General features: G+C 58.3%; 22 protein-coding genes. 7 read left to right on the top strand and 15 right to left on the bottom strand.

What is annotated here, in order from left to right; translation table 11 throughout:
- The first annotated feature begins 10 nt into the window (after positions 1-10).
- The 4 genes from cobA (at position 11) to VIJ98_RS11135 (ending at position 4,748) form a co-directional block, all read left to right on the top strand.
- A complete protein-coding gene (cobA, locus tag VIJ98_RS11150; RefSeq protein WP_323273954.1) occupies positions 11-841 on the top strand; it encodes a uroporphyrinogen-III C-methyltransferase in 831 nt (276 codons plus the stop codon).
- Between the two features lie 268 nt (positions 842-1,109).
- Complete coding sequence (gene flhB / locus VIJ98_RS11145; RefSeq protein ID WP_256696644.1) at positions 1,110-2,261, top strand: flagellar biosynthesis protein FlhB; 1,152 nt, start codon at positions 1,110-1,112, stop codon at positions 2,259-2,261.
- Positions 2,254-4,341: a flagellar biosynthesis protein FlhA gene (gene flhA / locus VIJ98_RS11140; protein ID WP_154156454.1), complete on the top strand. Its 2,088-nt coding sequence runs from the start codon at positions 2,254-2,256 to the stop codon at positions 4,339-4,341. The genes flhB and flhA overlap by 8 nt, the downstream gene beginning before the upstream one ends.
- Positions 4,341-4,748 carry a flagellar protein FlhE gene (locus tag VIJ98_RS11135; RefSeq protein WP_323273951.1) on the top strand — a complete coding sequence of 136 codons (408 nt, stop codon included), beginning with the start codon at positions 4,341-4,343 and terminating at the stop codon, positions 4,746-4,748. The genes flhA and VIJ98_RS11135 overlap by 1 nt, the downstream gene beginning before the upstream one ends.
- A 45-nt stretch (positions 4,749-4,793) precedes the next feature.
- Here VIJ98_RS11135 and VIJ98_RS11130 read toward each other — a convergent pair whose 3' ends face one another.
- The 8 genes from VIJ98_RS11130 to galB all read right to left on the bottom strand — a co-directional run bounded on the left by VIJ98_RS11130 (position 4,794) and on the right by galB (position 12,257).
- Complete coding sequence (locus VIJ98_RS11130) at positions 4,794-6,107, bottom strand: cytochrome c (RefSeq protein WP_323273949.1); 1,314 nt, start codon at positions 6,105-6,107, stop codon at positions 4,794-4,796.
- 10 nt (positions 6,108-6,117) lie between these two features.
- Positions 6,118-7,719 carry a GMC family oxidoreductase gene (locus VIJ98_RS11125; RefSeq protein ID WP_323273947.1) on the bottom strand — a complete coding sequence of 534 codons (1,602 nt, stop codon included), beginning with the start codon at positions 7,717-7,719 and terminating at the stop codon, positions 6,118-6,120.
- Positions 7,712-8,239 carry a sugar dehydrogenase complex small subunit gene (locus VIJ98_RS11120; protein WP_323273945.1) on the bottom strand — a complete coding sequence of 176 codons (528 nt, stop codon included), beginning with the start codon at positions 8,237-8,239 and terminating at the stop codon, positions 7,712-7,714. Before VIJ98_RS11120 ends, VIJ98_RS11125 begins: the two co-directional genes overlap by 8 nt.
- A 15-nt stretch (positions 8,240-8,254) precedes the next feature.
- Complete coding sequence (locus VIJ98_RS11115) at positions 8,255-8,710, bottom strand: heme-binding protein (RefSeq protein ID WP_061718565.1); 456 nt, start codon at positions 8,708-8,710, stop codon at positions 8,255-8,257.
- 116 nt (positions 8,711-8,826) lie between these two features.
- A complete protein-coding gene (locus VIJ98_RS11110; protein WP_323273943.1) occupies positions 8,827-9,711 on the bottom strand; it encodes a DUF1932 domain-containing protein in 885 nt (294 codons plus the stop codon).
- A gap of 3 nt (positions 9,712-9,714) precedes the next feature.
- Positions 9,715-10,803, bottom strand: coding sequence for a 4-oxalomesaconate tautomerase (locus VIJ98_RS11105; protein ID WP_323273941.1), 1,089 nt, complete (start codon positions 10,801-10,803; stop codon positions 9,715-9,717).
- A gap of 3 nt (positions 10,804-10,806) precedes the next feature.
- Positions 10,807-11,520: a 4-carboxy-4-hydroxy-2-oxoadipate aldolase/oxaloacetate decarboxylase gene (locus VIJ98_RS11100; RefSeq protein ID WP_323273939.1), complete on the bottom strand. Its 714-nt coding sequence runs from the start codon at positions 11,518-11,520 to the stop codon at positions 10,807-10,809.
- The gene (gene galB, locus VIJ98_RS11095) at positions 11,517-12,257 is read right to left on the bottom strand and encodes a 4-oxalmesaconate hydratase (protein ID WP_061718569.1); all 741 of its coding nucleotides are present in this window, start codon (positions 12,255-12,257) and stop codon (positions 11,517-11,519) included. Before galB ends, VIJ98_RS11100 begins: the two co-directional genes overlap by 4 nt.
- Positions 12,258-12,387: 130 nt before the next feature.
- Here galB and VIJ98_RS11090 point away from each other — a divergent pair, with 130 nt between their 5' ends.
- The gene (locus tag VIJ98_RS11090; RefSeq protein WP_323273937.1) at positions 12,388-13,614 is read left to right on the top strand and encodes a LysR family transcriptional regulator; all 1,227 of its coding nucleotides are present in this window, start codon (positions 12,388-12,390) and stop codon (positions 13,612-13,614) included.
- Here the strand turns inward: VIJ98_RS11090 and aroQ are convergent, their stop codons facing one another.
- From aroQ to VIJ98_RS11060, 6 genes are all read right to left on the bottom strand, one after another.
- Positions 13,615-14,046: a type II 3-dehydroquinate dehydratase gene (aroQ, locus tag VIJ98_RS11085; RefSeq protein ID WP_277977514.1), complete on the bottom strand. Its 432-nt coding sequence runs from the start codon at positions 14,044-14,046 to the stop codon at positions 13,615-13,617.
- Positions 14,043-14,882 (bottom strand): amidohydrolase family protein, encoded by an 840-nt coding sequence (locus tag VIJ98_RS11080; RefSeq protein ID WP_323273933.1) that lies wholly within the window; start codon positions 14,880-14,882, stop codon positions 14,043-14,045. The genes aroQ and VIJ98_RS11080 overlap by 4 nt, the downstream gene beginning before the upstream one ends.
- On the bottom strand, positions 14,882-16,141 hold the full coding sequence (locus VIJ98_RS11075) for a gallate dioxygenase (RefSeq protein WP_265297808.1): 1,260 nt from the start codon (positions 16,139-16,141) through the stop codon (positions 14,882-14,884). Before VIJ98_RS11075 ends, VIJ98_RS11080 begins: the two co-directional genes overlap by 1 nt.
- An 18-nt stretch (positions 16,142-16,159) precedes the next feature.
- Positions 16,160-17,539: an aromatic acid/H+ symport family MFS transporter gene (locus VIJ98_RS11070; protein ID WP_008110512.1), complete on the bottom strand. Its 1,380-nt coding sequence runs from the start codon at positions 17,537-17,539 to the stop codon at positions 16,160-16,162.
- A 394-nt stretch (positions 17,540-17,933) separates the two neighbouring features.
- A complete protein-coding gene (gene argS, locus VIJ98_RS11065) occupies positions 17,934-19,664 on the bottom strand; it encodes an arginine--tRNA ligase (protein ID WP_323273931.1) in 1,731 nt (576 codons plus the stop codon).
- Positions 19,665-19,834: 170 nt separating this feature from the next.
- Positions 19,835-19,957 (bottom strand): hypothetical protein, encoded by a 123-nt coding sequence (locus VIJ98_RS11060; protein ID WP_007889544.1) that lies wholly within the window; start codon positions 19,955-19,957, stop codon positions 19,835-19,837.
- Between the two features lie 311 nt (positions 19,958-20,268).
- Between VIJ98_RS11060 and VIJ98_RS11055 the strand changes: the two genes are divergently transcribed.
- Positions 20,269-20,829 (top strand): VOC family protein, encoded by a 561-nt coding sequence (locus tag VIJ98_RS11055; protein ID WP_323273929.1) that lies wholly within the window; start codon positions 20,269-20,271, stop codon positions 20,827-20,829.
- Here the strand turns inward: VIJ98_RS11055 and VIJ98_RS11050 are convergent.
- The gene (locus tag VIJ98_RS11050) at positions 20,826-21,965 is read right to left on the bottom strand and encodes a PatB family C-S lyase (protein ID WP_323273927.1); all 1,140 of its coding nucleotides are present in this window, start codon (positions 21,963-21,965) and stop codon (positions 20,826-20,828) included. The genes VIJ98_RS11055 and VIJ98_RS11050 overlap by 4 nt on opposite strands.
- Positions 21,966-22,050: 85 nt before the next feature.
- Between VIJ98_RS11050 and cutC the strand changes: the two genes are divergently transcribed.
- Positions 22,051-22,803, top strand: coding sequence for a copper homeostasis protein CutC (gene cutC, locus VIJ98_RS11045; protein ID WP_008110505.1), 753 nt, complete (start codon positions 22,051-22,053; stop codon positions 22,801-22,803).
- Positions 22,804-22,950 lie beyond the last annotated feature (147 nt).

Below are 22,950 nucleotides of genomic sequence, written 5' to 3'. Positions count from 1 at the left end.
GGAAAACATCATGACGCAAGCCAGTGAATCCCTCGACAAGCTGTTTAATCCGCGTGACGGCGAACAGGCGCAAGGCGGCGTCTGGCTGGTTGGAGCCGGGCCGGGGGACGTAGAACTGCTCACCTTAAAAGCCTGGCGGTTGATCAACAGCGCCGATGTGGTGGTGTATGACCGGTTGGTGAGCGAGGCGATCATGGCGGAAGTGCCGCCGGAGACGCTGGCGATTGATGTCGGCAAGAAGCCCGGCAGCCACGGTTTGAAGCAGGCGCAAATTAATCAGCTGCTGGTGGATTTAGCCCGCAGCGGGCGGCAAGTGGTGCGGCTCAAAGGCGGCGATCCCTTTATTTTCGGGCGCGGCGGTGAAGAGATGCTCTATCTGCAACAGGCGGGAATAGCCTGCCATATCGTGCCGGGTATTACCGCCGCCGCCGGATGCGCGGCAGCCAGCGGCATTCCGCTAACGCACCGCGATTGCGCACAGTCGCTGCGGTTAATTACCGGTCACGGCAAAAGCGGCGAACCGCAGCTGGATGATGCCAGCCTCGCCGCCGATAATCAGACGCTGGTGTTTTACATGGGGCTGAAATGGAGCGCCAGCATCAGCGCACAGCTGCAGGCGCAGGGCCGCAACGCGCATACGCCAGTAGCCATTATTGAGAACGGCACGCGCGCCGATCAGCGGGTGATGATCACCACGCTGGCTGAGCTGGCGCATACCGTTGAGGTGCAACAAGCGCAATCACCGGCGTTATTGTTGGTTGGTGACGTGGTGCGCTTTTATCGCCATCCGGTCAGCATTTACGCACATTCGAGTGGGGTAGCGGCGCCATTTATGGCGTAATGCACGTCAGTTAAGCATCTTTCGGTCACCATAAATGGCGACCCTACAAAGGATTGGCGCGTTTTTCGTAGGGTGCGCATTCATGCGCACCTGCATACATATGCAAACTAATGCTTAACTGAGCGGCATTAAGCCATTTATGGCTACCCATCAGCCCGCAATTTCACTTATGGCTAAATAAGCTCACATTTCCCCCCTTTAATCCGCGCTTTAGCCTGACCGGGTTTTGGCATTCTATGCTCAGAATTCCTGCCAGCTGAGGTATGTCGTGGCTGAAGAGAGTAACGAGGACAAAACAGAATCGCCCACGCCCCACCGACTTGAAAAAGCGCGTGAGGAGGGGCAGATTCCGCGTTCGCGCGAGCTGACTTCAGTGATGATGCTGTTGATTGGATTGCTAATCCTGTGGATTGGCGGCAACAGCATGGCGGAGCGTCTGGCCAGCATGGTCGCCACCGGTTTTCGTTTTGATCACGGCATGGTCAGCGATGACAAAGTCATCATTGGTCATATCGGCAGCCTGATTAAGCAGGCGGTGATCGCGCTGCTTCCGCTGATGGGTGGTTTAGTGGTAGTGGCGATTGCCGGACCGATGGCGCTGGGCGGCCTTAACTTCAGCGGTAAATCCATCAAGTTCGATCTCAAAAAGCTCAACCCGCTCACCGGTATCGGCCGCATGTTCTCCGGTCAAACCGCCGCTGAGCTGGTGAAGTCGATTATGAAAGCGGTGCTGGTGGGCATCGTCGCCGGTTGGTACATCTGGAGCCACTGGCAAGAGATGCTGCGTTTGATGAGCGAATCGCCCATCAACGCGCTGCATCATGGTTTGTCGATGATCGCCGCCTGCTGCGGGTTGATCATGCTCGGCCTGTTCCCGATGGTCGGTTTTGACGTGTTCTGGCAGCTTTATAGCTACTTCAAAAAGCTGAAGATGACGCGCCAGGAAATTCGCGACGAACACAAACAGAACGAAGGCGATCCGCACGTTAAAGGGCGTATTCGTCAGGCGATGCGTGCAGCGGCGCGTCGTCGCATGATGGCCGATGTACCGAAAGCCGATGTCATCGTCACTAACCCAACGCACTACTCGGTGGCGCTGAAGTATCAGGAAGGCAAGATGAGCGCGCCGAAAGTGATTGCCAAAGGCGCCGGCGACATCGCGCTGAAAATTCGTGAGCTCGCCAAAGAGCACCGTATCCCGATTCTCGAAGCACCGCCGCTGGCGCGTGCGTTGTATCGACACACAGAAATTGGTCAGTTCATCCCCGGCGCGCTGTATGGCGCAGTGGCAGAAGTGCTGGCCTGGGTTTGGCAGCTGCGACGCTGGAAGCGCGAAGGCGGCTTGATTCCAAACAAACCAAAAAACCTGCCGGTTCCGGCAGACATGGACTTTGCAGGAGAGAACACTAACGATGGCTAATTTAGCCGAGAAGCTGCGTTTACCGGGCAACTTTAAAGACACGCAATGGCAGGTGCTGGCGGGCCCGGTACTGATCATGTTGATCCTGTCGATGATGGTGCTGCCGTTACCCGCATTCATTCTTGACCTGCTGTTCACCTTTAACATTGCGCTGTCGATCATGGTGCTGCTGGTGGCGATGTTCACCCAGCGCACGCTGGAGTTCGCCGCATTCCCGACCATTCTGCTGTTCTCGACGCTGCTGCGTCTGGCGCTGAACGTCGCCTCAACCCGTATCATTTTGCTGGAAGGCCATACCGGTGCCGATGCCGCCGGACGCGTGGTGGAAGCCTTTGGTCACTTCCTCGTTGGCGGTAACTTCGCCATCGGTATCGTGGTGTTCATCATCCTCGTTATCATCAACTTCATGGTCATCACCAAGGGTGCGGGACGTATCGCTGAAGTCGGCGCGCGTTTTGTGCTGGATGGTATGCCGGGTAAGCAGATGGCGATCGATGCCGACCTCAACGCCGGTTTAATTGGCGAACAGGAAGCCAAGCAACGTCGTAGCGAAGTGACGCAGGAAGCCGACTTCTACGGCTCGATGGACGGTGCGAGTAAGTTCGTTCGCGGTGATGCCATCGCCGGTATCCTGATCATGGTGATTAACGTCATCGGCGGCCTGTTGGTTGGTGTAGTGCAGCACGGTATGGATCTCGGCCATGCGGGCGAAACCTACACGCTGTTAACCATCGGCGACGGCCTGGTGGCGCAGATCCCAGCGCTGGTGATCTCCACTGCCGCAGGTGTCATCGTCACGCGCGTGGGCACCGATCAGGATGTCGGCGAGCAGATGGTGACCCAACTGTTCAGAAACCCGCGCGTGCTGATGCTGAGTGGCGGCGTGATTGGTTTACTCGGCCTGGTGCCGGGCATGCCAAACTTCGTGTTCCTGCTGTTTACCGCTTCACTGCTGGGACTCGCCTGGTGGTTGCGCGGCCGCGAAATGCAGCCGAAGAAACCAACCGAAGCCTCCAGTCTGGTGAAAACCCAGGAAACGCCGGCCACCGTGGAAGCGTCGTGGACCGATGTGCAGCTGGAAGATTCGCTGGGTATGGAAGTGGGATATCGCCTGATTCCGATGGTCGATCACCTGCAAAACGGCGAACTGCTGGGGCGTATCCGCAGTATTCGTAAGAAGGTGGCGCAGGAGGTCGGCTTCCTGCCGCCGGTGGTGCATATCCGTGACAACATGGAGCTGCCGCCTGCGCGTTACCGCATCCTGATGAAAGGCGTGGAAATTGGCAGCGGTGATGCTTATCCGGGACGCTGGATGGCGATCAACCCAGGCACCGCCGCCGGTTCGCTGCCGGGCGAGCCGACTGTCGATCCGGCCTTTGGTCTGGCGGCGATCTGGATCGATAGCGCCCTGAAAGAGCAGGCGCAGATTCAGGGCTTTACCGTAGTTGAAGCCAGCACCGTGGTGGCGACGCACCTCAATCACCTGATCGGACAATACGCCAGCGAGCTGTTTGGCCGTCAGGAAGCGCAACAGCTGTTGGATCGCGTTACGCAAGAGATGCCGAAGCTGACCGAAGATCTGGTGCCGGGCGTCATCACCCTGACCACGCTGCATAAAGTGCTGCAAAACCTGCTGACCGAGCGCGTCTCGATTCGCGATATGCGCACCATTATTGAAACCCTTGCGGAACATGCGCCGGTACAGAACGATCCGCAAGAGCTGACCAGCGTAGTGCGTGTGGCGCTGGGACGTGCGATTACCCAGCAATGGTTCCCTGGCAACGGCGAAGTACAGGTAATTGGCCTCGATGCCACGCTGGAACGTCTGCTGCTGCAGGCGCTGCAGGGCGGCGGTGGGCTTGAGCCGGGTCTGGCGGATCGCTTACTGGTGCAAGCGCAAGGCGCACTGCAGCAGCAAGAGATGGCGGGCGCGCCGCCGGTGCTGCTGGTCAATCATCCGCTGCGTGCGCTGCTGGCGCGCTTCCTGCGCCGCAACCTGCCGCAGCTGATTGTGCTGTCGAATATGGAGCTGACCGACAACCGTCAGATCCGCATGACCGCCACCATTGGAGGCAAGTAATGCGTCGCTGGTGCTGGGCATTGATGATGTTGCCGATGATGGCGCTGCCGCTGGCTGCCGATGCGGCCAGCGGTGCCTGGAGCGCCAACGCCAGCGGCCCGAGCATTGGCGTGCGCGGTAACTGGCTGATGACGCCTGCGCTGCGTGCGCCCTCCAGCGCACCGGGTAACATCTCGCTGGTGAACTGGCGTTATCAGCTCAGCCGTCCTGCGCCTTCGGGTTTGCTGGTACGCCTGTGCGCGGGCGATCGTTGTGTCGAAATCGAAGGGGCCAGCGGCAGCACGCGTGGCTTAGCCAACGTGGCGGCGGAAGAGACGCTGCATCTGGCGTTTGGCTTTCAGGGGAAGGGCGCATTGCCGCCGGGCTTGCGCGTGGTGAGCAGTGAAGTGACCGTGAATTACCAGTAACGCGTGTTACATCGGCGGCGCATCCTGCGCCGCCGAGTGCGTTAATTAAGGCTTATCTCCCTGACCGTAAATCGGAGGTGAAGCCAGTTTTGCATCCTCTCTTAATCCTTTCACCTGCTTCGCATCCACTTTGGCCGCCGCCGGATTACCAAACTGCTGGGTCACAAAGTTACTGACATCCGCCACCTGCTGGTCACTCAGTTCAGGGGCAAAAGGCGGCATAAAAACTTCGCCCTCGGTCATATTGCGATGTACGCCGTTGAGGATCACCGATACCACGTTCAGCGCATCTGCCGCGCCGGTGCTGGTGTGATGGAATAGCGATGGATAGGCATGGAATCCGCTACCCGATCCCGCACCTTCGGCGCCATGACAGCTGGCACAGTTACCGGCAAACACTACTGCGCCGGGCTGAGCATTGCGGGTTGCGTCATCGGCACCGCGCAGTGCAATCAGCGCGGTGGAAGGTTGTCCCCAACTGTCGCGCGCACGGGTTTGCTGCGCGTCCGGCTGCGGCTTGACGCTGCGCAGATAGGTGGCGATGTCTTGCAGATCACTCTCCGGCAGATATTGCAGGCTGTGCTCAATCGCTTCGGCCATCGGACCGGAGGCGCTGGCTTTATTGGCAACAAACCCGGTTTTCAGATAGGTCACCAGCTGTTGCTGGCTCCAGTCACCGATGCCAGCCTGCTTATCTGGCGTAATGTTGTACGCCATCCAGCCGCCAAGATCGCCGCCCGCAAGCGCTTTATCGTTGTCCATGCCCATAGTCAGATTACGCGGCGTATGACAGGTGCCGCAGTGCGCCAGCGCTTCAACCAGATAACGACCATTATTCCACTGCGCGCTCTGCTGCGTATCGTTCTGCAATTCGCCCTTATCGAAGTTAAACCACTTCCAGAAACGCATGCCCCAACGTTGGTTGAACGGGAACGGCAGGTCGGTTTGCGGTGAAGCCTGATGCACCGGCGGCATCGACATCAGGTAGGCTTTGATTGCCAGCACATCGTCGCGCTTCATTTTGGTGAAGGAGTCATACGGCATTGCCGGGTAGAGCTGCTCGCCGTTTTTGCCAATGCCGTCGCGCACTGCGGCAACAAACTGATCGTCGCTCCAGCTGCCAATTCCGTACTGCTTATCGGAGGAGATATTGCTGCCCCAGATCTGGCCGAAAGGCGTACTGACCGCAAAGCCGCCGCCAAACAGCGGGCCGTTGGTGGCGGTGTGACAGGCAGTGCAGTCACCGGCGCGCGCCAGATATTCGCCGCGCTTAATCTGAGCGTCATTGTCTGCCGCCTGCGCCACAGCGCACTGCATCAGGACCACCGCGATAGCGGCCTGAATAAATACAGGTTTCATCGGGGGCTCCTTACAAGCTTGCCAGAACGCTATCGGCCATACGCAGCGCCAGCGCGGTTCCGGTCAGCGTTGAGTTGACCGTCGAGGCCGACGGCATAATACCGGTGCCGGCGATAAACAGGTTCGGGTGATCGTGGGTGCGGCAGTGACCATCCACCACCGAATCCTGCGGATTGCTGCCCATGATCATGGTGCCGGTGATGTGCTGGTTGTTGTCGTAAACGCCGCGCTTGCTGTAAACCGCTTCCGTTCCGCCCATCTCTTTCACCATGCGCTGGAAGTCGAGCATCGACTGGTCATAGCCGCGATGCACGTATTCCGGGAAGCTGTAGTAAACCTCGAGGCGGGGAATGCCCCAGGCATCCTTCTCAGTTTTACTCAGCGTGACGCGGTTCTGCGGCTCCGGCAGCATCTCCAGCAAACACTTCAGCTGGACAAAGCGCTCGGCCTGGAAGGCCAGCTTGTCGTTAAGCGCCTTGCCGTAATAGCCCTGACGCACCAGACGTTCGGTGAGGTAGCGCACCGGCGAGGTGTTGGCGAGATCGATACGCAGCGCCGAACGCTCGCCACGGAAATCGCCGTCGCGCATGTTATTGATGCTGCCGGGACGCATCGGTCCACGGCCAAACCACACCGGCTCATCGGCGTAAAACTCCACTGACGATCCCGGATGATCCATCAGGTTGCGACCCACCATGCCGGAACTGTTGGCAATGCCGTTCGGGTAGCGATCGCTGGTGGAGAGCAGCAGGATTTTCGGGCTTTCGATGCCGTTGGCGGTCAGGACAAACTGTTTGCCGGTCACGCGATGGCGCGCTTTGTTCTGATCGAGATAGTGCACCGCCTGAATGGCGCCTTTGTCGTCGGCCTCAATGCGAAACACCACCGCATTGGTGACGATTTTGACACCGGCATCCAGCGCCTTACGCGCGGCGATGCCGCCGTGATACTGCGCGTCAATCGGGCAAACCGGCATGCAATTGTTGTTGCCGCAGCAGGCCGGGCGACCGTCGTAGGCGATGCTGTTACGCGCCTGCGGACCAATGCCCACCTCATAACCCAGCGGACCGAGACGCTGCTTCAGGCGATCAAAACCGTACGGCAGCGGAATGCCCGGCAGCGGGTAAGGGCGCGAACGCGGCGAGGCCAGATCGCTATCGCCAGAAACGCCCATCTGATATTCGGCATCGCAGTAATAAGGTTCCAGCTCGTCATAGCTGATCGGCCAGTCGCGGCCAATGCCGTACAGTGACTGAATGCGCATATCGTTCGGCAACAGGCGGAACGCTTGTCCAGCCCAGTGCCATGTGGTGCCGCCGGTACCGCGCAGATATTGGGCGCGATAGGGATCCGGGCCTTTCTGGATCAGGTAATTGTTATCGCTGGGGATAAATTTCGGCTGCGGCGCCCACGGCTGCGGCGGGTAAGGTTCGGTGAAATCGCCCTTAAACGGCGAGTTGCGGAAATACTCCACCGCCTGATCGCGTTTAATCTCCGGGCCAGACTCCAGCATCAACACCGATGCGCCGGCTTTGGCCATCTTCAGCGCCGCCAGTGAACCGGCAATCCCGGCGCCAATCACTACCACATCGGCGCTTAATGAATCAGACATGTGCTCTCCTTGCAGGCGGCTGCGTCCAGAAGTTAGGTTGCCCCGGCGCATAGCTCGGCGGTAACAGGGAATCGCGCAGCAGTTGATAACTGACGATATTCTCAAAAGCAATGCATTGCGGGCGCGGCAGCGGGCCGACGACGCCGAGATACCAGCCGGAAACCAGCGCCTGATAAAGATCGTTGAGGGCTTTGGGCTGCGTACTCAGCAACACCAGCAGGCTGCTGCCGTTGGCGGCGGGTTGCTGTTGCAGCAGCGCGTTGAGCGTATCGAGCTGGCTATCCAGCTGCGGGAAGTGGTCGTGTAGCCAGCTGTAAAGGTGCTGCGCCAGCAAGGCATCTGGCTGATCCAGCCCGGTTAATCGGGTTGAAATCGCAGTGAAACTGGCGGAAGGCGCGACCGCGGCGGCCAGCGGTGGCGAGGCGAGAGCCAGGCTGCCGGGAAGCGCCTGCGTCAGGACGCCAGCCACCAGCAGGCCCGCCGTGCCGGTCAGCAACCGGCGGCGTGAAAGAGTCATCATGGAAATTCCCGAAAGTTATTTCAGCGCCTGAGCGGCAGCCTCTGAAGCCTGGTTATCCAGATCCTGTTTAGGGGTGCTGACGCCGACCGCGCCGACCACTTCATTTTGCAGCGTGAGCGGGAAACCGCCGCCGAGCGCCACAGCGTGCGGGATGGCGAGCACCGTGGTTTCGCCGCTCTGCAGACGCTGCATAAATTTCAGGGAAGGGGCGTGATACAACGCCGAAGTGCGGGCTTTACCAATCGCAGCATCGACACAGCCCGGCGACGCGCCATCCAGGCGCTGGAAGGCCAGCAACGTGCCGCTGGCATCAACCACCGCCACGCAGCCGGTGCTGTGCTGGGCGCTGATGCTGTTTTTCACACTGGTGATAACCTGGTTGGTGTGGCTGGCGTCCAGCGCGGCTGCGCTGGCCTGGCCAATACCCGCTGCCAGCAGCAGGGAAAGGGCAACAGATGCTCTAATCTTCATGTTTTGCTTCCGATATTTATTGTTTTATAACCTGCTTCTCGTCTCGCTTACGCTACGCCGTTGCAAAAATGTAAACAATTGCCGATAAACAAAACGCATACCTTTGGGCGTATAACTCATTGAGGTGGATAGATCTTATCCAGCGTCTCTTGCCAAACGAACGGCGTGAGTTGTTGATAGCGCAGGGCGCGGGCGTTTAACGCATCTACCAGCCCTTGTTGGGTGGTAACAATCGCTGCGCTCATGGCGGCCGGTACCTTGACGTCCTGCAGCGTTTTCACCACTTCCTGCATCTCTTCAGCACGTCGCTGACCGTGCTCCGCCACGCGGCTGATCAGGTAGTGCGGCAGCTGATCGTTCCAGCCCAGCGACGGGAAGCTGGCGTGCAGCGAATCCAGCACTGCTTGCTCTACGCCGTACTGGCGCGCCGCGCTCAGGCATTCGGTGGTTAGCGCTTCGAGGCCTTTGATCATCACGCTGCGGCACATCTTAATCGCCGAGGCTTCACCCACTTCGCTGCCCAGCAGGCGGCTGTTGAGGCCCAGCTGTTGCAGCAGCGGCTGCACCCGCTCAGCCTGCGCACCGCCAATCAGCAGCGGCGTCGCCAGCCGCTTGGGCGGCACCGGCGCCATTACCGCCACGTCGATATAGCTGGCACCGGCGGCGTAAATCACTTCAGCGGCGGCGCGTTTGGTGTGCGGTGCCACCGAGTTGAGATCAAGAAAATGCTGCCCAGCCTGTAACAGCGCTGCCGCCTGCTGGGCCACGTTGAGTGCCTGCGATGCGGTAACGGTGGAGAACACCAGCGTGGCATCCTGCAGCGCGTCCGCCAGCGAAGCGGCCAGCCGCACGCCGCCTTGTTGCGCTTTTTGCTGCAGCGCGGGCAGGGTTTCTGCCGCGAGGGCTTTGCGGTCCCACACCGTCACCGCGTTGCCTTGCGCCTGTAAGTCATGGGCGAGAATGCCGCCCGCTTCGCCAAAACCGATAAAGGTGATGTTCATCAATTACTCCTTGCTGAAGGGCCAGACCGCAGCCGGAATCATGACTTCACCGGCAAAAATGGCGCGTGCGGTGCGCAGTAAACCGCAACCCGCCAGCGGGTTAGCGCCTTCGCGCTGCAGCAATACGCTAAATTCGCCGCTGGGGTGTTCCACGCTCAAGCGCTGTTGAGGTTGCTGGCAGGTGCGTGCCAGTCCGTCAGCGACGCTGCCGGGGATCAGGCAGGCGCTGGCAACGCTCACCGCGCCAAGCACGCCAATCGAGGCGTGGCAGCGGTGCGGAATAAAAGTGCGTGAGCTGATCGCACCGCCGTGACGCGCTTCAGCCAGCAGCGTGACTTTGGGCACCGTACGCTGGCTGACATCCCCTAAGTTCATCCGCGGCCCGGCCTGCAGGCGAATCGACTCCAGCCGCTGCTTGAGCTCGCTATCGTTGTCTAACGCGTCGCGGCTTTCATAGCCGCTGCGATTGACATCCGCCGCACGAATCAAAATCACCGGCATGCCGTTGTCGATGCAGGTGACATCAATGCCATCAAAACAGTCGCGCACCTGACCGGTCGGCAGCAGCGCGCCACAGCTCGATCCGGCAATGTCTTTGAAGGTGAGGGCGATCTCGCCTGCGCTGCCGGGTACGCCATCAATACTTAAGTCACCGTCATAGTCGACTTCACCGTCGGGCGTGGCGAACTCTGCTTCGGCAATCTGCCCGGTGTTCTGCATGAAAATGCGCACGCGGGTGCGTTGATTGCCTGCCTTTACCAGCCCGCATTCCACGGCGAAAGGCCCGACTGCGGCGAGGATATTGCCGCAGTTTTGCCCGTAATCGACGCTGGGTTGATCGACGTTGACCTGAGCAAACAGGTAATCGACATCGGCATCGTCCCGGCGCGAAGCGCTGACGATCGCCACTTTGCTGGTGAGCGGATCGCCCCCGCCGAGACCGTCAATCTGGCGGATATCGGGCGATCCCATCACCGCCAGCAGCACCCGATCGCGGATCGCAGGATCTGCTGGCAGATCCTGTGCCAGAAAACAGGCGGCTTTGGAGGTGCCGCCGCGCATCAGTAAGCAGGGAATGCGACGCTGGCGCATGGTTTACTCCTCCAGTTGATCGAGCGTGTCGAGATAGCGCAGTCCTTTTTCCGCCAGGCGCGGGCGCATCTGATAGATATCCAGTCCCAGCTCACCGGCCGCTAAACGCAGGCGTTTGCTCTCTTCCAGCTCTTCACGCTGACGCGCTTTGGCTGCCACGCTGGCGGCTTCATCGCGAGCCACCACCACCACGCCGTCGTCATCGGCCACGATCACATCACCCGGCCAGATCAGCTGCCCGGCACACACCAGCGGCACGTTCACCGAACCGAGCGTCTCTTTGACTGTGCCTTGCGCATACACTGCGCGCGACCAGACGGCAAAGCCCATCTCGCGCAGCGTGCGGCTATCACGCACACCGACATCCGCCACCAGTCCACGCACACCGCGCGCTTGCAGCGAGGTCGCCAGCAGATCGCCGAAGAAGCCGTCGCTGCACGGTGAGGTCGGTGCGACCACCAGCACATCGCCCGGCTGACAGAGCTCCACTGCGACGTGGAACATCCAGTTATCGCCCGGTGCCACCAGCACGGTGACCGCGCTGCCCGCGATGGCGCAATCCTGTTGAATCGGACGAACGGCGGGATCGAGCAAGCCTTTGCGGCCCTGCGCTTCATGCACGGTGGCGACGCCAAAGCGCGCCAGCGCGTCGATATCCGTAGCTGCCGCGCGCGCAATGTGGCGCACCGCGACGCCTTTTTTAGCGATGATGCTCATGCCAGATCCTCGGTTACGCGTGGGAAGATGCTCTGATAACCTTCGCCATAAATGATGTCGCGGCTGGTGGTAATCCCGACGTTGCGCTTGGCCTGTACGCCGCGCTGCTGTGCCACGCGCGTGTAGTATTCCCACAGATGTTCCTGCCCGGCCATGCACTGAATCGCCTGATATTTTTTGTCCCACACCGAGGTGATATCCAGCAGCACATCCGGCTTCCAGTTGCACTGCTCGGGCTGATGCGGTTCGAAGCAGTAAACCGGCGGCGCACCGACGATTTTTTCGCCCGGACGGTAGCCTTCGGCCTGGGCGATAATGCGCGCTTCCTGTGCCAGATGCGTGGCCATTGGGTGATCGTAGTTGTAGGGATCCTGCAATGAGTGGGTCAGAACAAAGTGCGGCAGCACCCGGCGATAGACGTCGGCAAGGCGGAACAGGGTTTCTTTATCGGCACGCAGCGGATAATCGCCGAGATCAAAAAATTCAATGCTGGCACCCAGAATCTCGGCGGCGGCCTGCGCTTCACTGCGGCGGGCGGCTTTAACTTTCGCTTCGCTCATCTCTCCTTTGCGCCACAGCTTGGCTGATTCACCGCGCTCGCCAAACGAGAGGCAGACAACGTGGACGTCATAGCCCTGCGCATGGTGCAGCGCGATGGCACCGCCGGCGCGCCAGACGAAATCCGCTGAGTGAGCGCTGACCACCAGCGCGGTTTTTTTTGGGGTGTTGTTAGTCATGGCATACTCCTCCGCTGTTTTTTTCCATGCTGTCACTGCCAACCTGGCGGCGATAATTCATTTAATTGCAGCGGGTATGCGTTTTATTTATATTGCGACATCGATCGGTAGCGAAAAGGGGCAGGGAAAGATGGCGGAAAAGGATATGCAAGAGCTGACAAACCTGATGCAAATCAGGGCATTTAGTCAGGTGGTGGCACAAGGCAGTGTCTCGCGGGCAGCAGATGAATTATTTCGCACCCAGTCGGCCATTACCCGCGCCATTCGCGACCTGGAACTCACGTTAGGTGTGACGCTGTTTGAACGTCACGCCGGTGGCATGATGCTGACTGACTTCGGTAAATGCGTGCTGCCGCGCGCGCTGCGGGCGATCGATGAGCTGCATCAGGTGCCGCAGCGGCTGGCAAAATTGCAGGGACGCGGCGCACAGCGTAGCGATGCTGAACCGCTGTGGCTATTTAACGTACGTCGGCTGCAAATTTTTATCACCCTGTGTCAGACGCGGCATATGCAGACGGTGGCGGCACGGCTCGGACTGAGCCAGCCAGCGGTGAGCGCCGCGCTGCGCGTGCTGGAAAACGGTGCGGGCATCGCGCTGCTGGAGCGCACGCCGCACGGCATGATGCCTTCGCTGGCCGGGCGTGAAATTGAAGCCAACGTGCGACGTGCGCTAAATGAACTGCGCCACATTCCAGCTGATATTGCCGCTCGCAGCGGGATACTTGAGGGAACGGTGCGCGTGGGCGCATTGCCGCTGGGACGCACGCGCATTCTGCCGCAGGCTATCGTGATGCTGACGGCGCGTTATCCGGGCGTGCGCGTAGTAACCAGTGAAAGCGCCTTTGGCGTGCTGGCCTCGGAAATGCGCTCCGGCGATATCGATTTTATCTTTGGCGCGCTGCGCCGCGATGAAGATGCGCTGGACGTCACGCGCGAGACGCTGTTCTCGGAACGCATGGTGCTGCTGGCGCGTCACGATCATCCATTAGTCGGGCGTGAGCTTTCTACCGAAGATCTGCGCGCTGCGCGTTGGGTGCTGCCGCGTTCGGCCACGCCAGCGCGATATATGCTGAATAACAGTTTTCAGGCGATGGGCATTCCGGCTCCCGATCCGGTGGTGGAAACCGGCGATTTGGCGTTGGTGCGCGGCTTACTGATGCAGTCGGATATGCTGGCAGCGGTCTCCGCGCACCAGCTGGAAGTGGAACTGGCGTCCGGTGCGCTGGTGGCGCTGCCGGTGCCATTACCGGATACCGATCGCGCCATCGGGCTGACGGTGCGGGCGGGCTGTCTGCACTCACCGGCAGCGGATGCGCTGATCCGCTGCCTGCGAGAAGTGTGCGGGCAGGATGAATAATCAGCCGACGCGCGCCGCTTCCATCAACGCATAGCGGTAACCGCGAATGCCGTAGCCGCAGATCACGCCTTGCGCGACATCGGAAAGATAGGAGTGGTGACGGAAGGGCTCACGCTTGTGCACATTGGTGATGTGCACTTCCCACAGTGGCAACGCCACGCCGGTGACTGCATCGCGGATCGCCACCGAGGTGTGCGTCCACGCCGCTGGGTTGATCACCAGCGCCTGCGCTTCGAGACGCGCCTGTTGAATCCACTCAATCATTTCACCTTCGTGGTTGGTCTGGCGAAACTCAATCGCCACGCCCAGCTCTTCCGCCGTTGCGCGGCACAGCGCTTCCACGCTTTGCAGCGTGTCGGAGCCGTAAGTTTCTGGCTCGCGCGTGCCCAGCAGATTGAGGTTCGGGCCGTTCAGTACATAGATGGTTCTCATCGTGACTCCTGTAATTCAGTAAAACCAAACAGCCGCTGTGGCGTGTGCCAAAGCACCTGACGGCGGCTCTTTTCATCGGGGATCAGCTGTTCGATCAGCAGCAGTTGCGTGCCCATATCCATGCGTTCAGTGGCGCGCAGGAAGGGCCAGTCCGATCCCCACATGCAATTTTCCGCGCCGAAAGCGTCCAGCAAGGCCAGCAGATAAGGATGTCCATCGCTGAAGGGATACGGCTGGCGGGAGAATTTCGCCAGCCCGGAAAGTTTCACGCTGGTGCGCTGCTGACCGGCCAGCGACAGCAGCGCCTGAAAGGCCGGTTGTGCTACGCCTGCGCCGACGTCTGGTCGGCCGGAGTGATCGATCAGCAAACGCGTGCGGGTGCGTGACAGCAGCGGCATCAGCGCCAGCAGCTGATCGTTCTGCACCTGAATCTGAGCAAAGAGGTCCAGCTCCGCCAGCCTGCCCATCAGGGCATCAAGCTGGAGAAACGGCTCGGTGCCGAGCATCGCCACGTTAAGCGCAATGCCGACGATGCCCTGATCTTTCAGGCTGGCGAGCGTGTCGCTATCCACGTCACGCGGCGTGACGGCAATGCCCTTGAACCGTCCTTCACCGCGCTTAATGGTATCCAGCAGGCAGCGATTGTCGGTGTTATAGCCCGATGTTGGGCCGACAATCAGCGAGTGGCGGATGTTGTAGGCCTGCATCACGGCGCGATAGTAATCCGGCGTCGCCAGCTCGTGTCCGTCCGGGTTGTAGGCGCTCTCGGGCGCCCAGGGAAAGTTTACTGGATCAAAAACGTGGTGATGGCAGTCGATAACGGATTGCGTAAACATCACTCTTTTTTCCCCGCTACCGAGTAGAGCACCTGCTGATTGCGCGTCTGCTGGAACTGTTCCAGCGTTTCGCCGCGCATCGCCGAATAGATATGCAGGTTAGACACGCCCACCACTGCACCCAGTTTTTCCAGCAGGAAGAAGCTGACGCCGTAATGGATCATGCCGCGCCAGTCGAGCTGGGTAATCAGCGTTTGCTCTTCAGCGGTCAGTCCGGCTTCCTGATACAGCGCCTGCGGAGCTTCGCGGAAACGCTTACGCCACTCTGGCTGAATCATGCGGTGCAGGAAGCGGTTGATGCGCAGCGCTTTCAGGCTGCGCGCCTGGGTGAACGGATAGGTGCCGGGCAGTTTTTCCACGCCGCTCATTTGCAGGTTGATCTTATCGCGCTGACGCTGATGCACATCAACCGGCGCTTCACGAGACTGGTTTTCGAGGATCAGCGTGGCGATACCGGTCATCGAAGGCAGATAGTAATCCTGATGCAGTTTCTCGACGTTGGCCGACAGCGCGCCGCGCATGATCAACCACATAATCACTTCCGCACCTTCCAGGCCGCCGAGCGTGGCGTATTCCGCCAGGGTGATTTCGGTCAGGCGCTCGGGATCGTTGATCAGCAGATCGATAAACTGCGCATCCCATTCGGGATTGTTGAAGCCACAGCGCTCGCCGTGAACCTGATGTGAAACGCCGCCGGTTGCTACCACCGCAACTTTCAGATCTTCCGGGAAACTCTCCACCGCGCGCTTCAGTGCCTGGCCGAGTTTATAGCAGCGACGTGCCGTCGGAATCGGGAACTGTAAAACGCCCACCGCCAGCGGAACCACCTGCATCGGCCAGCCGCCTTGCCACGGTGCTAGCGCCGACAGCGGCGAAAACAGGCCGTGATCCAGTGCTTTGTCCTGGAAGAATGACATATCGAACTCATCCGCCATCAGGCTGGCACCAATATGCTGCGACAGCGCCGCATGACCTTTTACCGGTGGCAGATCGCGCGGGCCGCCGCCTTCATCCGCCACGGCATATTCGTCATCAATGCCCAGCACAAACGCCGAATAATGATCAAAAAAGAAGGAGGTGACGTGATCGTTAAACACATACAGCAGCACGTCCGGTTTCTTCTCTTCCAGCCAGCGCTGCATCGGCGCAAAGCCATCGAAAATCGGTGCCCATGCGCCTTCCTGCTGCTTGTTATGATCAACCGCAAAGCCAATGGTGGGGGTATGGGAAACCGCTAAACCGCCTATGATTTTAGCCATAATTTTTTGACCTCTACTTCATCGATTATTGAGGGTACGCGACAGGGACGGCAGGTCATTAAGGTCGATGCCTTTAACCTGACGGGCCACCTGTGCAGGGTGATGTCGGGTGATGGAAAGTGCCGCCAAAACTGCCGGGAGCGACAAAACGATAAAAATGGCTGTTTGCCCAGGGAACACGCCAAGCAGCACGCCGCCCAGCGACGAGCTGATAATGGCGCCGCTGCGTCCAATGCCATGCATCCAGCACACGCCGGTGGCACGCATTTCAGTGGGGTAAAAGGCCGGAGAAAACGCCTGCAATCCGGTTTGCGCCCCGTTGATACAGACGCCAGCGAGGAACACTAGCAGCGCCAGTACATTCGGGCCAAAGCTCCAGATGCCCTGCGACACCAGGCAGAAACTGCCCAGCAGATAGAACAGGGCGATAACATATTTCGCTTTGAAACGGTCCATCAATCCGCCGACCATCAGGCCGCCAAAGGTGCCACCGAGCTGGAACAAGCCGGCGACAATCGCGGCACGCTCAAGCGTTACGCCGCCAGAACGGAGAATGGTCGGCAGCCAACCGTTAAGCAGGTAGATGACGAACAGCCCCATGAAGTAGGTGAGCCATAACACCACAGTGCCGCCCGCATAGCCGCGGCTGAACAGCTGCAGCACCTGGGCTTTTTTCGGGATGATTGGCGCATTGAGCACAAAGGCGGTGCCAGCGGAGAACTCGCCGCCCAGACGTTTGAGCACCGCAGCAATCTTGTCGCGACTGACTTTGCGCACCACCATGTACATCGCCGATTCCGGCAGCAGCCACAGCAGCAGTGGCAACATCAGCAACGGCAGCAGGCCACCAAACCCCAGCACCGCTTGCCAGCCAAAGTGCGGCAGCATGCCGGCGGCGATGAATCCGCCCAATCCAGAGCCGATATTAAATCCGCTGTACATCACGGTGATCATCAGGCTGCGGCGGCGCTCCGGCATATATTCCGACACCAGCGTGACGCAATTGGGCATCACCGCGCCGAGACCGAGGCCGGTGAGAAAACGTAACGCGCCCATTTCCAGCGGCGTACGGGCGAAGGCGCTCATCAGGCTGAAGCAGGCAAAGACGGCAATCGACAACAGCAGTACGCGCTTGCGGCCGAATTTGTCGGACCACGGACCGGCGATCAGCGCGCCAATTGCCACACCGAACATCGCAGCGCCGAGAATCGGCCCCATTTCCGCGTGGCTGATGCCCCAGTCTTCAATCAGCGCGGGCGCAATGAACCCCATCGCTGCCGCGTCGTAGCCATCAAACATGATGATGATGAAACACAGGCTGAGGGTCAGCCACTGGTATCCGGTGATCGGGCGGGCGTCGATCCAGCCTTTTACATCGATAATGTCGTGATTGCTCATAGGATACGCTCTGATTTTTTTATTAATGACGTTATCGGGTTGAGATTTTTTTCCGCCCTGACATGGGCCGGGGGCATCACTTTAACCCGATTGCAGGGGTAAGTTTTATAGTTTTTAGCTTTTAAAACAGCTTGTTGCATGTTTTAGCTTTCATGCTTCCATTACCAAATTAGGGATGGCGTGCGACTTTGTCTGCCATAAAATGGTTATGAAGGTATGAGTTTTGTTTATTTGGTGAGCTATGTCGGAAAATTGAGAAAGCGTGTGAAGCGTGAGAAATTGCAGGTATCGAGCAGGATAAAAGCCAAATTCAGAGCAGATTAAGGGGGATTTTTAACAGGAAGGAAGAGGGAAAGCAGCGAAGAGCCGTTTGCGGCGCTCTCCGCTGATGGTATTACATGCGCTCGACGGTTTTGATGCCCAGCGTGTCCAGACCTTGCTTCAGCGTTTTCGCGGTTAACGCGGCCAGCTGCAGACGGCTTTGACGGATGTTCTCGTCCTCGGCGGAGAGAATCGGGCAGTGTTCGTAGAAGCCAGAGAACTGGCCGGCCAGATCGTACAGGTAAGCGCACATCACGTGTGGCGTACCGTCACGCGCGACCTGAGTAATCACTTCTTCGAACTGCAACAGACGCGTGGCCAGCTGCGCTTCACGCTCTTCGGTCAGCACGATGTCGCCGCTCAGGCTATCGGCATCAATACCGGCTTTGCGGAACACCGACAGCACGCGCGTGTAGGCGTATTGCATGTAAGGCGCGGTGTTGCCTTCGAATGCCAGCATGTTGTCCCAGTCAAAGATGTAATCGGTGGTGCGGCTTTTCGACAGGTCAGCGTATTTCACTGCGCCGATACCCACCACTTCCGACAGATCTTTCAGCTCTTGCGCTGACATCTCTGGATTCTTCTCGCTGACCAACGTATGCGCGCGTTCGACTGCTTCATCCAGCAAATCGGCGAGGCGAATAGTGCCGCCGCTGCGGGTTTTGAATGGACGGCCATCCTTGCCCAGCATCATGCCGAATGCGTGATGCTCAAGCGGTACCGATTCCGGCACATAACCGGCTTTACGCACGATGGTCCACGCCTGCTGCAGATGCTGATGCTGACGGGAATCGATGTAGTAGAGCACGCGATCGGCATGCAGGGTTTCAAAACGGTATTTGGCACAGGCGATGTCGGTGGTGGTGTAGAGATAGCCGCCATCTTTCTTCTGAATGATCACGCCCATGGGTTCGCCTTCCTTGTTTTTGAACTCATCAAGGAAAACTACCGTGGCGCCTTCGCTGGTCACCGCCAGGCCTTTGTCGCGCAGATCGGCGACGATGCCCGGCAGCATGTCGTTGTACAGGCTTTCACCCATCACATCATTGCGCGTCAGCGTCACGTTCAGGCGGTCATACACCAGCTGGTTCTGGCTCATGGTGATATCGACCAGCTTCTTCCACATGCTGCGGCAATATTCATCGCCACCTTGCAGCTTCACCACGTAATTACGTGCACGCTCGGCAAAGGCTTCGTCGGCATCGTAGGTCACTTTGGCTTCGCGGTAGAAGGCTTCCAGATCAGCCAGCGCAATCTCTTCGTGGTGTTCGTTCTGCTGCTTTTCCAGATAGGCAATCAGCATGCCGAACTGCGTGCCCCAGTCACCGACGTGGTTGGCGCGGATCACTTTATGGCCGAGGAACTCCAGCGTACGCACTGCGGCATCACCAATGATGGTGGAGCGGACGTGACCGACATGCATCTGCTTCGCCACGTTGGGCGCGGAGTAATCCACCACGATAGTTTGCGGCGCGACACTGCTCACACCGAGGCGCGGCAGCTGCAGCGCCTGCGCGGTTTGCGCCGCCAGCCATGCACGATCGAGGAAGATATTGATAAAGCCGGGACCGGCGATTTCGACTTTGCTGGCGATGCCGTTAAGATCCAGATGCTGAATCACCTGCTCAGCCAGTTGTCGCGGTGCCTGACCGAGCTTTTTCGCCACGGCCATCATACCGTTTGCCTGGTAATCACCGAACTGTACCTTCGCAGACTGACGAACCTGAGGTTCGCAATCGGCAGGCGCACCCGCCGCAATCATTGCCTGACTGACTTTGTCGGAAAGAAGAGCCTGAATATTCACCGCGTTACCTTCATATGCTGAAAAGGCCCGCCTGTAGGCGGCGAGCCGATGTCGTCATCCCGCAACTGCGCGGCGGGACGGAAAAATAAGAGGGGAAGTATACGTGAAATGTTAAAGTGAGTCAGCTATTCGGTATTCAGTGAGACGTAACATCGGGCCCTCAGCGCCGATTAACGGCGCCGTGGGTGACGACGAGGATTTTTAACGCTTTTGTCTTCACGCACCTTCCAATGGCGGGAAATTGCAAATCCCATTAATGCAATCAGGACCGCGACAACAATGAGCATAGACATAAGGCCGTTCCTTGTAGTTGTGAAACACAAATTTATAAGAAAGGGTATCAGGCTGCAATTGTTTGCAACTTAAATAAGAGTTATCTCATTGTATTAACTATCCTGAATAATAACAGAAGGTTAAGCCACTTTCATAAAGTAACTGCTGGACCTGTTTTGGCGATAAATCCGAAATGAATGGTCTATTTATGCGGTTTTCAGCCTTTTTGACACCTAAATCGGATGAATCCGACAATTTTGTCAAGCGGAATCAACGGCTAGCAAATTTCATATTGATTAGTAAACCTGAACTGAATTAGAGGTAAAACGTGATGCGGACCAACTTTCCTATGGAATTGGATGATTTAAAACAAGACCTGGCTCGTTTTGAGCACTCTTTGGCGCTATTTGCTGAACGTTTAGGCATTAACCTGGCTGAACATGAAGCCGATCACGTTGCGGTGCGCTGCCACCAGTTTGCGACGGCAGAACGCTGGAAAAACGGATTGCTGCAAATCGGCACGCAGTTTTCCGAAGCAATGATCAATGGTCGCCCGATCTGCCTGTTCAAACTGCATCAGCCATTGAACCTCGCGGGCTGGGAAATCGATGTGATTGAACTGCCGTGGCCGGGCGAGAAGCTGTATCGCCATGAAGGCTGGGAACACGTGGAGATTGTGCTGCGCGGTGAACCGGAAACGCTGGGTGTGCGCGCGATGGCGTTGCTCTCGGATGATGCGCTGACGCAGCCGGGCATCTCGTTTAAAACCAGCGCGCCCAAAGGCGAGAATGAACGTTTGCCCAATCCGACGCTAGCGGTGACGGACGGGCAAACCACCATCAAGTTTCATCCGTGGCGACTGGAAGAGATCGTCGCCAGCGAGCAGGCTTAACGGCGCGCTGCTACCGCCAGCTGCAAACGCGCCACCGCCTGTTCTAGCGTGGCGCGTGTACAACCAAAGTTGAAGCGCACGAAATTATCGTCGCCAAAATCGTGACCCGGTGAAAAACCGAGTCCGTGCTGCTCGAAGTAGTCCATTGGGCTGGCAACATCCAGTTTGCTGGCGTCGATCCAACCGAGATAAGTCGCTTCCGGCGCGGCCATCTGCAGTTCTGGCAGCGCATTGACCTGCGCCACCAGCCAGTCGCGATTAGCGCGTAGATAATCCAGCTGCGCCGCCAGCCATTCATCGCCATCGCGCCACGCCGCTTCGGCTGCCACCAGCGCCAGAATATCCACGCCAGGCACAATGCCTTCCCGCACGCGTTTGAAGCGCGCTCGCAACTCTGGATTGGGAATGATCGCCATCGAGGCGCCTAATCCGGCAATATTGAAGGTTTTCGACGGCGAGATCAGCGTAATGCTGCGTTGTGCGGCATCTTCACTTAATGCTGCAAACGGAATGTGTTGCGCGCCAGGCGACAGTAATAAATCGCAATGGATTTCATCGGAGCAGACAATCAAATCATGCTGCTGCGCAAATGCCAGCTGGGCTTCCAGCTCGTCACGACGATATACCGTGCCGCCCGGATTCTGCGGGTTACACAGCATCAGCAGGCGCTCATTGCCCTGCATGGCGCTGGCGTCGAGATCCATTACCCAGCGATCGTCCTGTAAACGCAGCGGTAAATGCACCTGTGCGCGATCGGCCAATTTTGCTGCACCGCGAAACGGCGGATAAATCGGCGTTGGGGAAACCGTGGATTCGCCCGATTCCGTGAATGCGCGGACCGAAAGATTCAAACCGCATACCACGCCAGGCAATAGCACAATCCAGTCCGGCTCAATCTGCCAGTTGTAGCGCTGCGCTAAACGGGAAAGGGTGATATCAATCAATCCGCTTGGCGTTGCGCCATAGCCAAAAACGCCGTGTTCAGCGCGCTGTTTAATGGCCTCAATCACACTCGGCGGCGAACGGAAATCGCTGTCCGCTACCCAGAGCGGCAGCACATCGCGATCACCATATTTGTGCCATTTCAAACTATCGCTGTGACGACGGTCTATCCATTGATTAAAATCGAATGCCATAGTGCGAGTTCCACGTAAACTGTCCAATTAAGTAGACTAACTGAAGCATTCATCCCGAGCCAGAAGTCATGAGAAGGAGCATGGTATGACGAAACTGGAAATTTGTTGCTACGGCATCGACTGCGCAATGACTGCGCAGCTGTCCGGTGCCGATCGCGTGGAGCTGTGCAGCGCACCGCGCGAAGGTGGGTTGACGCCTTCAGCCGGCGTGCTGGAAGCGGCACGACGTGAAATTTCGATCCCGGTACATCCTATCGTCCGTCCACGTGGCGGCGATTTTTGCTACACCAACTATGAGTTTGAGTCGATGAAATCGGACGTTGCGCTAATGCGTGAACTCGGTTTTCCCGGCTTAGTGATTGGCATGCTTGATGAAGATGCGCATGTCGATATTGCTCGTATGCAGCAGATTATGACGCTGTGTGACGGCATGGACGTCACCTTCCATCGCGCCTTTGATTTATGCCACAGTCCAAAACGCTCACTTGAGGTGCTGGCTGATTTAGGCATCGCGCGTATCCTGACGTCTGGCCAGCAACAGAGCGCCGAAGCAGGAATTGCATTATTACGGGAACTAAATGAACACAGCACAGGTCCGATTATTATGGCCGGTGCGGGCGTGCGTTTGAGCAACATCCAGAAGTTCATCGACAGTGGATTGCAGGAAGTTCACAGCTCCGCCAGCCGTTTAGTCGCTTCGCCGATGCGCTACCGTAAAGCCGGTGTTTCAATGTGCTCCGAAGCGGAAACCGATGAATTCAGTCGCTATTGCGTTGATGGTGATGTGGTTGAAGCCATGAAAAGCATGACGCAGATGAGCGCCGTCCGGGTAGCCTGAATTCACCCCGATTTTGCCGCGCAGCACGCCAGTCCAAACGACGTGATGTTTGCAAGTACCAACCCCAGTTCTCCTAACTGGGGTTCTTTTTATCTGCCATTCCCGTAGAGATAGCGTGATCGTGTAAATGATGCTTTGATTACTCTA

The organism is Pantoea sp. S18, assembly GCF_045689705.1.
Lineage (GTDB): Bacteria > Pseudomonadota > Gammaproteobacteria > Enterobacterales > Enterobacteriaceae > Pantoea > Pantoea symbiotica.
This window is presented reverse-complemented; position numbering and strand designations above follow the sequence as displayed.